This is a genomic window from Winogradskyella pelagia, from assembly GCF_017581965.1.
GTDB classification, from domain to species: Bacteria; Bacteroidota; Bacteroidia; order Flavobacteriales; family Flavobacteriaceae; genus Winogradskyella; species Winogradskyella pelagia.
The window spans coordinates 54267-68265 of record NZ_JAGEVF010000013.1; the positions used below are offsets into that span (position 1 = coordinate 54267).

The window sequence follows — 13999 nt, forward strand, 5'->3', positions numbered from 1 at the left end:
ATCAAAAACGTTGGAAGCCCCAATATTATTTTCTTGCTATTACAGTTTTTGCAGCTTTTTGTATAGCAGCACTATTTAATCCATACTTGTCCATGAGTTGAGCAGGTGTTCCGGATTCTCCAAAAGTATCATTTGTTGCAACGAATTCTTGTGGAGCTGGATGGTTTTGACTTAAGACACGTGCTACACTTTCACCAAGACCACCATAATAGTTATGCTCTTCTGCCGTAACAATACATCCTGTTTTAGATACAGACTCCAATATGGCTTTATCGTCTAATGGTTTAATGGTATGTATATTAATCACTTCGGCTGAAATACCAGAATCAGCAAGTACTTTTGATGCTTCAAGCGCCTCCCAGACTAAGTGTCCGGTAGCTACAATTGTAACGTCAGTTCCTTCCGTAAGTTGAACAGCCTTGCCTATTTTAAATTCCTGATTTTCTGGAGTAAAATTAGGAACCTTTGGTCTTCCAAATCTTAAATAAACAGGGCCGTTGTGTTCTGCTATGGCTAAAGTTGCTGCTTTGGTTTGATTGAAATCACAGGTGTTTATAACCGTCATTCCAGGCAACATTTTCATTAAGCCTATGTCCTCGAGAATCTGGTGGGTTGCACCATCTTCTCCCAATGTAACACCAGCGTGTGATGCACATATTTTTACGTTTTTGCCCGAATAAGCTATACTTTGTCTGATTTGGTCATAAACCCTTCCTGTTGAAAAGTTAGCAAAGGTACCTGTAAATGGAATTTTCCCTCCTATAGTCATACCTGCAGCTATACCCATCATATTGGCCTCGGCAATGCCAACTTGGAAAAAACGCTCTGGATGGTTAGCCATAAACTCATCCATCTTTAATGAGCCTGTTAAATCGGCACATAACGCTACTACATTTTCGTTTCGTTTTCCAAGTTCTGTTAGTCCAGCTCCAAATCCTGACCTGGTATCTTTACTTCCTGTATTTGTATATGTTTTCATGTTTTTTTATGCTAAACTTTAATAATCACCAATTGTCTCTATGTTCTGTGCGAGACCAATCTCTAGCTGCTCGTCATTGGGTGCTTTTCCGTGCCAAGCATGTGTATGCATCATAAAGTCAACACCATTCCCCATCACGGTTTTAAGCAACACGCAAACAGGTTTTCCTTGCCCAGTTAGGGTTTTAGCTTTTGCCATTCCTTGGAGTATAGATGAGATATCATTGCCTTCTTCAATTTCAAGGACTGTCCATCCAAAGGCTTCAAATTTAGACTTAAGATTGCCCATTGGTAATACATTATCAGTAGAACCGTCAATTTGCTGACCATTTAAATCTACAGTAGCAATTAAGTTGTCTATGTTATTGCCAGCAGCATACATAATAGCTTCCCAGTTTTGTCCTTCTTGTAGCTCTCCATCACCATGTAAACTATATATCAAATGATTGTCTTTGTTTAGTTTTTTAGACTCAGCAGCACCAATTGCAACAGACATCCCTTGACCCAACGATCCAGAAGCAATTCTCACACCTGGTAGTCCTTCATGAGTTGTTGGGTGACCTTGCAATCTTGAGTCAATTAGTCTAAAGGTATTTAACTCATCAACCGGAAAATATCCTGAGCGCGCTAATACGCTATAATATACCGGAGAAATATGCCCGTTTGATAAAAAGAAAATATCCTCATCAATTCCGTCCATATTAAAACCATTTTTTGATTCCATGATTTCGTTGTACAAGCACACAAAAAACTCTGCGCAACCGAGTGATCCACCAGGATGGCCAGAATTTACTTTGTGTACCATTCTTAGAATATCACGCCGTACTTGCGTGGTTAAATCTTGTAATTCTTCAATATTTGGCATTTGCTGTATGTTAAATAATCGGTACAAAAATAAGTTTTTAAAAAAGTCCCACAAGTTGGCAATAACTACACTTATTAACGATTTAGATGATTTGCTAACAATTTTGATTTTAATTAAGATGGCAATGTTTCTGAGTTAATTATATTTGCGCCTGTACATAGAACCAATGAAGTTTAAGCGCGTCGCAACAGATATACAGTCCAAGGCAAGAGCTGGGCAAATTACTACAGATCATGGGAAAATTGAAACTCCTATTTTTATGCCTGTTGGTACGGTAGCTTCAGTTAAGGGCGTTCATCAGCGTGAACTGAAAAATGATATCAACCCGGATATTATTCTAGGAAACACCTATCATCTATATCTAAGGCCAAAAACTAAAATTTTGGAAGAAGCAGGTGGTTTACATAAGTTTATGAATTGGGATAGAAATATTTTAACAGACTCTGGTGGATACCAAGTATATTCCCTTTCAGCAAATCGAAAAATAAAAGAGGAAGGTGTTAAGTTTAAATCTCATATAGATGGCAGCTATCACGTTTTCACGCCAGAAAATGTGATGGAAATCCAACGCAGCATTGGTGCTGATATAATTATGGCTTTTGATGAGTGTACACCTTATCCTTGCGATTACAATTATGCTAAACGATCCATGCATATGACGCATCGATGGCTAGAGCGTTGTTTAGTACATTTGGAGAAAACACCTTATAAGTATGATTATTCTCAAACGTTCTTTCCTATAGTTCAAGGAAGTACGTTTAAAGACTTACGGAAACAATCGGCAGAATATATTGCTGGTGTTAATGCCAAAGGCAATGCTATAGGAGGGCTTTCGGTTGGTGAGCCCGCAGAGGAGATGTACGCGATGACAGAAGTGGTTTGTGATATTTTACCTGAAGAAAAACCACGTTACCTCATGGGAGTGGGGACACCAATCAATATTTTAGAAAATATAGCGTTAGGAGTAGATATGTTTGATTGTGTAATGCCAACGCGAAATGCACGAAATGGCATGTTGTTTACGGCCCATGGAACCATTAACATTAAGAACAAGAAGTGGGAAAATGATTTCAGTTCAATCGATGATATGAGTATTACATATGTTGATACGGATTATAGCAAAGCGTATCTGAAGCATCTATTTTCTGTCAATGAATTATTAGGTAAGCAAATAGCAACAATTCATAATCTGGGTTTTTATTTGTGGCTTGTAAGAGAGGCTCGAAAACATATTATTGACGGTGATTTTAGGGAATGGAAAGATAAAATGGTAAAACAAATGGATAAACGCTTGTAAGACTTGAAAATCCTAGATTGGTACATATTAAAACGTTATTTGTTAACCTTTTTGATGATGCTCTTGTTGTTCATCCCAATTGGCATTACGGTTGATTTAGCTGAGAAAATTGGAAAGATTATTGAAAACAACGCTCCATTCAATGAAGTGGTGGCTTATTATATTGATTTTACCGTTTATTTTGCCAACCTTTTATTTCCATTATTTTTATTTTTATCTGTCATATGGTTTACATCTAAACTAGCTAACAATACAGAAATAGTAGCATTTTTAAGTTCTGGCGTTTCCTTTACGAGGTTTCTAAGGCCATATCTTATAGGTGCCTCCATTGTGGCTGTAGCGGCTTTAATTTTAGGAATGTTTCTTGCACCATATGCCAGTCAGGGTTTTAATGAATTTAAATACAAATATTTAAAACGTCACAAAGAGGTACAGAAAACAAAGGACGTCTACAGGCAGATTAACGATAATGACATAATTTATGTAAGTAATTTTGTTGTTAGAAGTAAATCTGGAATGAACTTTACGTACGAGCATTTTGAGGGAAATGAACTTAAGTTTAAAATCTTTGCAGATAATATTAGATACATAGAAGAAGACAGTCTGTACAGGTTAACACGATATGTTAAACGTAGTTTTGAAAATGGTCTAGAAACCATTGAAAAGAGTAATAGAAAAGAATTGATTTTACCCTTTGAACTAGAGGACTTAACTCCGGTAGAATATGCTGCTGAAACTAAAACTTATGGCGACCTTATAGATTTTATAGAGGCAGAAAAGCGCAGAGGGTCTTCTAATATTGGCAGATATGAGGTAGTTAAACTTAAAAAATGGAGTTTGCCTGTTTCAATATTCATTCTCACTATTATTGCTGTGGCAGTCTCTTCAATTAAACGTCGAGGAGGCATGGGAGTTAATTTAGCTTTGGGTATAGCTATCGCTATGGTTTTTGTTTTTTTTGATAAAGTTTTTGGAGTGATGGCTGCTCAATCAGATTTTCCAGCTGTTGTAGCAGTATGGTTTCCTAATACAATATTTGGTATTTTAGCGATTTACTTATTGCAAAATGCCAAACGCTAAGCTTAAAAACTATCTACATCTTCATTTTCTGGTTTTTATTGCTGGTTTTACGGCAATTTTAGGGGAGCTAATAAGTATAGGGTCTTTGGAGCTTGTTTGGTATAGAATGTCTATAGCAGGTATATTGATGTATTTGTATATAAGATTTGTTGGGATAAGTTTGAAAGTACCGAAAAAGGTCATTGTACAATTCTCAGTAGCTGGTATTATTATTGCTTTGCATTGGATAACGTTTTTTGAAGCCATAAATCAAGCCAACATATCTATTGCGCTAGCTATGTTTTCTACAGGTGCTTTTTTTGCTTCCTTTGTAGAACCTATTTTTTTCAAACGCTCTATCCTAGGTTACGAAATGGTATTTGGTTTTATTGTGATTATCGGAGTAGTCCTTATTACAAGTAGTGAAATCGAATATTTATATGGTATTGTTTTAGGCTTACTTTCGGCATTTTTCTCAACACTTTTTGCAGTGATAAATGGGAGGTTTATACTAAAACATAAGGCAAGCGTAATTTCTTTTTATGAATTTGTTAGCGGTGTTATTTTTTTGACTGTTTTTCTGCTATTAATGGGGAAATCCTTTGACTCTTCATTTTTTGCACTTCCAAAATCAGATTGGATTTACCTTTTTATTCTTGCGTCAATTTGTACCGCTTATGCCTTTATTGGTGCTGTGGAGGTGATGAGATACATAAGTCCATTTACCGTAATTCTGAGTTACAATTTAGAACCTGTTTATGGTATAGCATTGGCATTGATTTTGTTTCCAGAATCGGAAGTAATGTCGTTGGAGTTTTATCTTGGGGCGTTACTAGTACTATCAACAGTGATATTAGATGCATATTTAAAAAACCGACAAACGGCAATTAACAAAAGGAAGATATTAAAGGATTAAAGTTTTATATTTGTCTTGTACTAACTAAACAAAAATAACTTCTAATTGTATGGAATATTTAGAATTTGAATTACCCATAAAAGAGCTAGAAGATCAACTCCAAAAATGCCAGATTATAGGCGAAGAAAGCGATGTAGATGTAACGGAAACCTGCAAGCAAATTGAAAAGAAGCTTGCTGAAACCAAAAAAGACATTTACAAGAATCTTACGGCTTGGCAGCGTGTTCAGTTGTCTCGTCATCCCGATAGGCCTTATACACTAGATCACATAAATGCACTTTGTGGAGAATCTTGGTTAGAGCTGCATGGTGACAGAAGCGTAAAGGATGACAAAGCTATGATTGGTGGCTTAGGTAAAATAGGAGATCAATCCTATATGTTCATCGGACAACAGAAAGGATACAATACAAAAACAAGACAATACAGAAACTTTGGCATGTCCAATCCAGAGGGCTATCGTAAAGCGCTTCGGCTAATGAAATCTGCTGAGAAATTTGGAATACCTGTAGTTACTTTAATTGACACTCCAGGAGCTTATCCAGGTTTAGAAGCTGAAGAGCGAGGCCAAGGAGAGGCCATTGCTAGAAATATTTTAGAAATGACTCGACTTAAAGTGCCAATTATTACGGTAATTATTGGAGAAGGGGCATCAGGAGGTGCTTTAGGTATAGGTGTTGGTGACAAGGTGCTTATGTTAGAGAATACCTGGTATTCTGTTATTTCGCCAGAGTCTTGTTCATCTATATTATGGAGAAGCTGGGAGTATAAAGAACAAGCAGCAGAAGCATTGAAACTTACGGCTAAGGATATGAAACGAATGAAACTCGTTGACAAAATTGTAAAAGAACCTCTAGGAGGTGCTCATACAGACAGAGAAAAAGCATTTATTGCCGTTAGAGATTCCATTGTCGCAGCTTATGACGAACTCAAAAACTTATCACCAACTGAATTGGTTAAAAATCGTATGGGAAAATACGAACAGATGGGAGTTTATAAAGATTAAAACCTCTAGCTACAAGGTACTTAAAAAACCGAAGTTTTCTGCTTCGGTTTTTTTTATGGATATCAACAATATTTTTAACTTATCAACAGTTTAATTGTTGAAGACATGTTAAGATTAGAATAATACGTGTTTGCCGTTCGTCGATACTTATTGGCTACATTTGTAACTTATGAAACAACCGAATCCAATAAAGGGCTATAAAGTAGATAAAAGTACAATCATAAGCCTTGAGAAGGGTAAAATACCACCTCAAGCTATTGATTTAGAAGAAGTTGTGCTTGGCGCAATGATGATTGATAAAAAAGGTGTGGATGAGGTAATTGATATTTTGAGTCCCGATGCATTTTATAAAGACGCTCATAAATATATTTTTGAGGCTATTTTTAAATTATTCGAAAATAGCGAACCGGTTGACTTATTAACCGTTTCTAGCCAGCTTAAGAAAGACGAAAAATTAGATTTGGTAGGTGGCGATTTTTACCTCATTTCTTTAACGCAACGCGTCTCTTCATCAGCACATATTGAATTTCATGCACGTATCATCTTGCAAAAATATATTCAACGTAGTTTAATAAAAATTTCTAACGAAATTATAGAGGAAGCATACGACGAGACCAAGGATGTGTTTGACCTTTTAGATAATGCTGAGGCTAAATTGTATGAAGTTACTCAAGGGAACGTTAAGAAATCCACTGAAACGGCTCAGAGTTTAGTGATTCAGGCCAAGAAAAAAATTGAAGAAATATCCAATAAGGAGGGTTTAAGTGGAATTCCTAGCGGCTTCGATAAATTAGATAAACTTACCTCAGGTTGGCAGCCTTCAGATTTAGTTATCGTAGCAGCTAGACCAGGTATGGGCAAGACAGCATTAACCCTAACCATGGCACGTAACATTGCTGTAAATAATAATATCCCTGTTGCTTTTTTCTCTCTTGAAATGTCGTCTGTACAGCTTATAACGCGTTTAATTTCGAGTGAAACAGCCTTATCTTCTGAAAAATTAAGAACAGGAAAGCTCGAAAAGCATGAGTGGGAACAGTTAAATGTAAAGGTTAAAACGTTGGAAAAGGCACCACTGTTTATCGATGATACACCTTCGCTTTCTATTTTTGATTTACGAGCAAAGGCCAGGCGTTTGGCTTCTCAGTATGGCATTAAACTGATAGTTATTGATTACCTTCAGTTAATGACCGCAGGAGGAAGTATGAAAGGAGGGAACCGTGAGCAAGAGATTTCTACAATTTCCAGGAACCTTAAAGCTTTAGCAAAAGAATTGAATGTCCCTGTCATTGCTTTATCCCAGTTATCTAGAGCGGTTGAGACTAGAGGAGGAAGTAAGCGTCCATTGCTTTCAGATTTAAGGGAGTCGGGTGCAATTGAGCAAGATGCAGATATCGTTTCTTTTATCTACAGACCAGAATATTATAAAATAGATGAATGGGATGATGAAGAGCGCTCTCCAACAGAAGGACAGGCTGAGTTCATCGTGGCAAAACATAGAAACGGTGGGCTAGATAATATTCGATTGAAGTTTATTGGACATCTTGGTAAATTTGATAATCTTGATGATTTTGATACGCCTTTTGGAGAATTTCATTCTAAGATGAATGCAGCTGCCAACGATGATACTTTTAAACCAGATTCTTTTCCTTCAGCTTCCGATGCATTCGATTCTCCTGAAGATGATGGTATACCGTTTTAACATGATCTTATATAACTAAAAGTTTCTTTTTGACGTATCTTTACGATTCGCTATCATAAAGAACATTTTGCCCCATGTTAGACCAAAGACGTACCACTAATATTTTGTTGCTAGTAATAGCTGTTCCTTTGGTGTTTTATCTCCTAAAGGTACTGTCCTTTATTTTTATTCCTTTAATTTTTTCAATGTTTATAGCATTGCTTTTTTTGCCTTTGATGCGCATATTAGGCCGAAGGAAAATACCAAAATTTTTAAGTATAATAATAGTGTTGCTACTTGTTGTTGGTGGATTGAAAATTGGGTTTGAACTCATACAACTGTCAAGTAAGGAAATTTTGGCAAGCAATGCGAGTTTCTTGGAAAAAGCACAGCCTAAGATTGAGGCTTTAAAAGGTTATTTGGATGATAACTTTGGTCTAGAAATGGATACCGAAAAAAGTGTTTTTGCAGAATTCTTTAAAAAAGATAATATTGGCTCTACAATAGATTATCTCAGAGGTTTTGTGACATCCCTTCTGATGACTGCATTTTTTGTGGTGCTCTGGTTAGCAGAGTCCATAAATGTACACAAGTTGTTAAACAATACTATTTTAAAACAAAAGCATACCTCCATTAAAGCTTTTATGAAAATAGAAAAAGATCTTATAAAATTTATCAAAGTAAAGTTTTTAGTAAGTGCCCTTACAGGTCTTTTTACAGGACTAATGTGCTTATTTTTTGATGTCAGTTTCCCAATATTTTGGGGTTTGTTTGCTTTTGCAATCAACTTTATTCAAATGGTGGGTTCGTTTATTTCAGTTATTCTTTTATCTATTTTTGCCTTTGTAGAATTGGACCCAACAAGTACATTAGTATTCTTTATCCTTTCAATATCAATGGTGCAAGTATTGTTTGGCGCTATATTGGAACCAATTTTTATGGGAAAATCATTTTCTATAAATATCATAGCAGTTTTGGTGATGTTAATGTTTTGGGGCTTTCTATGGGGAATTCCAGGACTTATTATGGCTATACCAATTACTGTTTTTATAAAAATTATTCTCGAGCAGTTTGAAAGCACTAAAATTATTGCCAGTTTATTATCTGGTAAACAAACGACAATTATTTAATCTTTATGATTTTTTTGTGGACACCCATTGTCTTAAAAGTACTTTAAAGTAGGAGCTCTTGTCCTTAAAAAAAACTATCTTGAATTTTAAAATGTAACATATTTTGAAAACACGCCTCTTAGTATTGACCTTTCTTTTTGCTTTTACTAAGCTTTATGCTACCTATATTTTAATACCAATGGACGCAGAGACCCAAGAAAATCATCTCAAAGCGTATGGTGTGACTTATTGGACCTTAGAAAGGGAGTTGAAAGTAAAATGGCTTTTGAACTATAGGGGAGGTTCCTTTTTATTGCCAGACGCAGATATTATTAGAAAAGAATGTCAAATAAGGGGAGTGTCTTATGAGATTTTATCAGATAACCAGGCTTCTCAAATTCTTGAGGATATTAGTAGTCCTGCGGTTAATCAAGAGGCGGTAGTACTCGAAAAAGCACCAAAAATTGCAGTATACACACCCTACGGAAAGCAACCCTGGGATGATGCTGTGACTATGGTGCTCACATATGCTGAAATACCTTATGAAACTGTTTATGATGAACAAGTTTTAAAAGATGAGTTGTTATTATACGACTGGCTGCATTTACATCATGAAGATTTTACGGGGCAGTACGGTAAATTCTACCGTGCATATCGGTCTGCGGCATGGTACATAGAAGAAAAAAGAAATGCTGAAGAGCTAGCTCAGAAATTAGGGTTTTCAAAAGTCTCAGAGGCTAAATTGGCTGTGTCACTAAAAATTAGAGATTATGTTGTAGGAGGTGGTTTTATGTTTGCTATGTGTTCAGCAACAGACAGCTTTGATATTGCTTTAGCTGCGGAAGGTATTGATATTTGTGAGCCGATGTTCGATGGTGACGGCAGTGATGCTGGCTACCAAAATAAAATAGATTTTTCCAAAACATTTGCTTTCAAAGATTTCATTTTAGAAAGTAGTCCAAATATATATGAGTTTTCGTCTATAGATATGACCAGAAAACGACAAATACCTATGACAACGGATTATTTTAGTCTAATGGAATATTCTGCAAAATGGGATCCCATACCAACCATGCTTACCCAAAATCATACGGCTCTTATTAAAGGGTTTATGGGGCAGACAACTTCATTTACCAGAGACCAAATTAAATCTAACGTATTGGTTATGGGAGAAAACAGAACTAATATGGAAGCCAAATACATCCATGGGATTAAAGGTAAAGGCTTTTTTACGTTCTATGGCGGGCATGATCCTGAGGATTATACACATAGAGTAGGGGACCCAAAAACAGAGTTGGATTTGCATCCAACATCTCCAGGTTACCGATTAATACTTAATAATGTATTATTTCCAGCGGCTAAAAAGAAAAAGCAAAAGACCTGAATTGTAGGGTATAACTTAAAAAAAAGCCCGATTCCAAAGAATCGGGCTTTTTCATAAGCGAAATGTTGTTATTATTTTGGCTAAACGCCTTATTTAACTTTGTTTACTATAGCTTCAAAAGCTTCTGGGTGGTTCATAGCTAAATCTGCTAAAACCTTGCGGTTTAACTCTATATTATTAGCCTTTAATTTACCCATAAATTTTGAATAGCTCATTCCGTGTTGTCTTGCACCTGCATTAATACGCATAATCCAAAGCGCACGGAAAGTTCTTTTTTTGTTTCTGCGGTCTCTATACGAATATTGCATCGCTTTATCAACCGCGTTTTTAGCTACTGTCCAAACGTTCTTACGTCTTCCAAAGTAACCTTTTGCTTGCTTAAGAACCTTTTTTCTTCTGGCTCTCTTTGCTACTGAATTTACTGATCTTGGCATTTTTTAATTATTTTTTGTAGTAGGCGGTCACATATTTATGACACTTGCTAAATTGTTTTGCCTAACTCCAGGGTTTCTGATTTATTTTAACCGGTAAAAAAATATTACTTTAAACGTAACATTAATTTTACATTTTCTTCGTCAGACTTATGTACGATAGTATCATGAGTCAATGCAAGCTTACGCTTTTTAGACTTTTTAGTCAGAATATGACTTTTAAAAGCGTGCTTTCTTTTAATTTTTCCTGTGCCTGTCAGTTTAAACCGTTTCTTAGCACTTGATTTTGTTTTCATCTTAGGCATTTTCTCCTAGTTTTAATTACGTTTCGCTTATGTTATTTATTTTTACTTAGTCTTTTTTGGTGAAATGAACATTGTCATACGTTTTCCTTCTAATCTAGGCATTTGCTCTACCTTACCGTAGTCTTCAAGGTCTTGGGCTAATCTTAATAAGAGAATTTGACCCTGTTCCTTAAACACAATAGATCTCCCTTTAAAAAACACAAAGGCCTTTAGCTTAGCTCCGTCTTTCAAGAACTTTATAGCATGTTTTTTCTTAAACTCATAATCATGATCATCCGTCTGTGGCCCAAATCTTATTTCTTTGACTATTACTTTTGTAGCTTTTGACTTTAAAGCTTTTTCTCGTTTCTTTTGTTCGTAGAGAAACTTCTTATAATCCATTACTTTACAAACAGGAGGTTTCGCATCTGGCGAAATCTCAACAAGATCGAGTTCTTGCTCATCTGCAATGGCTAAAGCCTCTTTTAATGGATAAATCCCCACTTCAACGTTATCTCCTACAACCCGCACTTCTTCAGCTCTTATTTTTGAGTTGATTTTATGCTTGTCTTCTTGAGACTCTCTTCTATAATTTTTCCTTCTGTTTCTTCGAATTGCTATGACGTTATGGTTTTATATTATTTAAATGTTTTTAAACTTTCTTTTACCTCTTTATTTATCAGGTTTTCAAAATTGCTGATGCTAAGAACTCCTAAATCTTCCCCACCATGTTTTCTTACATTGATGGTCTGGTTTTTTTCTTCTTGCTCCCCAACTATAACCATGTAGGGGATTTTAGCTAATTCCGCTTCTCTGATTTTCTTACCTACAGTTTCATTTCTATTATCTGCAAGGGCGCGAATTTCGGCATTTTCTAACAAATTTAAAACTTTTTGCGCGTATTTTTCATATTTCTCACTAACAGAAATAACCATTGCTTGATCAGGCATTAGCCAAAGCGGAAAATTTCCAGCCGTATGTTCTAGTAATATTGCTATAAACCGTTCCATGCTTCCAAAAGGTGCGCGGTGTATCATAACTGGTCTATGCATTTCGTTATCGCTCCCTTTGTAAGTTAAATCGAATCGTTCAGGAAGTGTATAATCAACTTGAATTGTTCCTAATTGCCATTGGCGACCAAGTGCATCCTTTACCATAAAATCTAGCTTAGGACCATAAAATGCAGCTTCACCAGTTTCAACAACATAATTCAACCCTTTGTCCTTAGCAGCATTTAAAATAGCATCTTCAGCCTTTTGCCAATTCACCTCATCTCCAATGTACTTTTCTGGCTTTTTGGGGTCCCTAAGAGAAACTTGTGCTGTAAAGTCTTCAAACCCTAGTGAGCCAAAAACGTATAAAACAAGATCAATGACTTCTTTAAATTCAGTATCCAATTGGTCAGGTGTACAAAAAATATGAGCGTCATCTTGAGTAAAACCTCTTACCCTTGTCAACCCATGTAATTCACCACTTTGCTCATAACGATATACTGTTCCGAATTCAGCAAAACGTTTCGGTAATTCTTTGTAAGAAAAAGGCTTGCTATTATATATCTCACAGTGGTGAGGGCAATTCATTGGTTTTAACAAGAATTCTTCGCCTTCAGCAGGTGTTGTAATAGGCTGAAAACTGTCTTCGCCATATTTCGCATAATGACCAGAAGTTACGTACAATTCTTTGCTTCCGATATGTGGCGTGACCACCATTTCATAACCAGCTTTTTTCTGTGCGGCTTTCAAGAAATTTTCTAAACGCTCACGTAATGCAGCACCTTTAGGCAACCAGAGAGGTAGGCCTTGTCCAACTTTTTGGGAAAAAGTAAAAAGTTCTAATTCTTTTCCAAGTTTTCTATGATCTCTTTTCTTAGCTTCTTCTAAAAGATGTAAGTATTCGGTTAATTCTTTTTGTTTCGGGAATGAAATACCGTAAACTCTGGTTAATTGTTTATTGTTTTCATCACCTTTATAATAAGCTCCAGCTACACTTAGTATTTTTACAGCCTTTATAATGCCAGTGTTTGGAATATGGCCACCTCGACACAAGTCAGTAAAAGTTGAATGATCACAGAAACTTATTGTGCCATCTTCCAGTTTGTCAATTAAATCAACTTTATATTCATTCTTACCTCTATAAAAAGACATAGCGTCTGCTTTTGAAACATTACGCATGTTAAAGTCATGTTTGCCTCTAGCTATTTCTATCATTTTATTTTCGATAGACTTAAAATCTTTTTCAGAGATAACACCTTCACCTAAATCAACGTCATAATAAAAACCATTTTCAATTGCGGGACCAACCCATAGTTTAACACCTGGGTAAAGTTCTTCTAGCGCTTGCGCTAAAACGTGAGCAGATGAATGCCAAAAAGCTTTTTTACCTTCTTTGTCTTTCCATGTGTATAACGTCAAATTACCATTTTGATGTAACGTTGTCGAGGTTTCTACAGTAACATCATTAAATTTAGCAGAGATGACATTACGGGCAAAACCTTCGCTAATGTCTTTGGCAACATCCATAGGAGTAATACCGTCATTATATATACGCTTACTATTATCTGGTAAGGTGATTGTTATCATTATTATAATTGAATAATAAATTAGCCCACAAAGATATGTCTATCTCTTAAATACACAAAGAATAGCTGCGTTATAATCTATATCTGAAAAGTAACATTAGAATGTTTTCTTTTTTGAGCCTTCGAACGTTTTTAAAATAACCATAAATATAATCTTGGTTCCTTTAATAAAGTCCACCAATGCCGAAGATTTAGGTAATAACTTTGAATTCTTTTTTTAATTAGGGGCGGAGTTAGTTTTTTTTGTATATTTAAAGTTCTCCAAATACTTGATTACTAGACCCTAAATTTTAAGAAAAAAAATATTCAATTTTTTTCCAGATTCTTATTGTGGGAATAAAAAAAGGGTTTTATATTTGCACCCGCTAAAACGCCGAAGGGATGTTAAGCGGAAAGAAAAAAGTTCATAGACAT

13 protein-coding genes are annotated in these 13999 nt (G+C 35.7%); 7 read left to right on the top strand and 6 right to left on the bottom strand.

Features of this window, described 5'->3' with window-relative positions; genetic code table 11:
* Window positions 1–25 precede the first annotated feature (25 nt).
* Window positions 26–979 (bottom strand): transketolase family protein, encoded by a 954-nt coding sequence (locus tag J4050_RS13940; RefSeq protein ID WP_208155208.1) that lies wholly within the window; start codon window positions 977–979, stop codon window positions 26–28.
* A gap of 18 nt (window positions 980–997) precedes the next feature.
* A complete protein-coding gene (locus J4050_RS13945) occupies window positions 998–1843 on the bottom strand; it encodes a transketolase (RefSeq protein ID WP_208155209.1) in 846 nt (281 codons plus the stop codon).
* 166 nt (window positions 1844–2009) lie between these two features.
* On the opposite strand from J4050_RS13945, the gene tgt reads away from it, so the two are divergent.
* The 7 genes from tgt to J4050_RS13980 all read left to right on the top strand — a co-directional run bounded on the left by tgt (window position 2010) and on the right by J4050_RS13980 (window position 10292).
* Entirely contained in the window at window positions 2010–3140 is a 1131-nt protein-coding gene (gene tgt / locus J4050_RS13950; RefSeq protein WP_208155210.1) for a tRNA guanosine(34) transglycosylase Tgt, read from the top strand.
* A gap of 3 nt (window positions 3141–3143) precedes the next feature.
* The gene (locus J4050_RS13955) at window positions 3144–4220 is read left to right on the top strand and encodes an LptF/LptG family permease (protein ID WP_208155211.1); all 1077 of its coding nucleotides are present in this window, start codon (window positions 3144–3146) and stop codon (window positions 4218–4220) included.
* Entirely contained in the window at window positions 4207–5115 is a 909-nt protein-coding gene (locus J4050_RS13960) for a DMT family transporter (RefSeq protein ID WP_208155212.1), read from the top strand. The genes J4050_RS13955 and J4050_RS13960 overlap by 14 nt, the downstream gene beginning before the upstream one ends.
* A 49-nt stretch (window positions 5116–5164) precedes the next feature.
* Window positions 5165–6118, top strand: coding sequence for an acetyl-CoA carboxylase carboxyltransferase subunit alpha (locus tag J4050_RS13965; protein ID WP_208155213.1), 954 nt, complete (start codon window positions 5165–5167; stop codon window positions 6116–6118).
* 169 nt (window positions 6119–6287) lie between these two features.
* The gene (gene dnaB / locus J4050_RS13970; RefSeq protein ID WP_208155214.1) at window positions 6288–7820 is read left to right on the top strand and encodes a replicative DNA helicase; all 1533 of its coding nucleotides are present in this window, start codon (window positions 6288–6290) and stop codon (window positions 7818–7820) included.
* 74 nt (window positions 7821–7894) lie between these two features.
* Window positions 7895–8929, top strand: a complete 1035-nt coding sequence (locus tag J4050_RS13975; protein WP_208155215.1) for an AI-2E family transporter — start codon at window positions 7895–7897, stop codon at window positions 8927–8929.
* Window positions 8930–9107: 178 nt separating this feature from the next.
* Window positions 9108–10292 carry an asparagine synthetase B gene (locus tag J4050_RS13980; RefSeq protein WP_208155221.1) on the top strand — a complete coding sequence of 395 codons (1185 nt, stop codon included), beginning with the start codon at window positions 9108–9110 and terminating at the stop codon, window positions 10290–10292.
* An 89-nt stretch (window positions 10293–10381) separates the two neighbouring features.
* On the opposite strand, the gene rplT is transcribed toward J4050_RS13980, so the two are convergent.
* The 4 genes from rplT to thrS all read right to left on the bottom strand — a co-directional run bounded on the left by rplT (window position 10382) and on the right by thrS (window position 13586).
* Window positions 10382–10726: a 50S ribosomal protein L20 gene (gene rplT, locus J4050_RS13985; protein WP_208155216.1), complete on the bottom strand. Its 345-nt coding sequence runs from the start codon at window positions 10724–10726 to the stop codon at window positions 10382–10384.
* 104 nt (window positions 10727–10830) lie between these two features.
* On the bottom strand, window positions 10831–11028 hold the full coding sequence (rpmI, locus tag J4050_RS13990; protein ID WP_208155217.1) for a 50S ribosomal protein L35: 198 nt from the start codon (window positions 11026–11028) through the stop codon (window positions 10831–10833).
* Between the two features lie 42 nt (window positions 11029–11070).
* Window positions 11071–11622, bottom strand: coding sequence for a translation initiation factor IF-3 (infC, locus tag J4050_RS13995; RefSeq protein ID WP_347879124.1), 552 nt, complete (start codon window positions 11620–11622; stop codon window positions 11071–11073).
* Window positions 11623–11645: 23 nt separating this feature from the next.
* Entirely contained in the window at window positions 11646–13586 is a 1941-nt protein-coding gene (gene thrS, locus J4050_RS14000; RefSeq protein WP_208155218.1) for a threonine--tRNA ligase, read from the bottom strand.
* Window positions 13587–13999 lie beyond the last annotated feature (413 nt).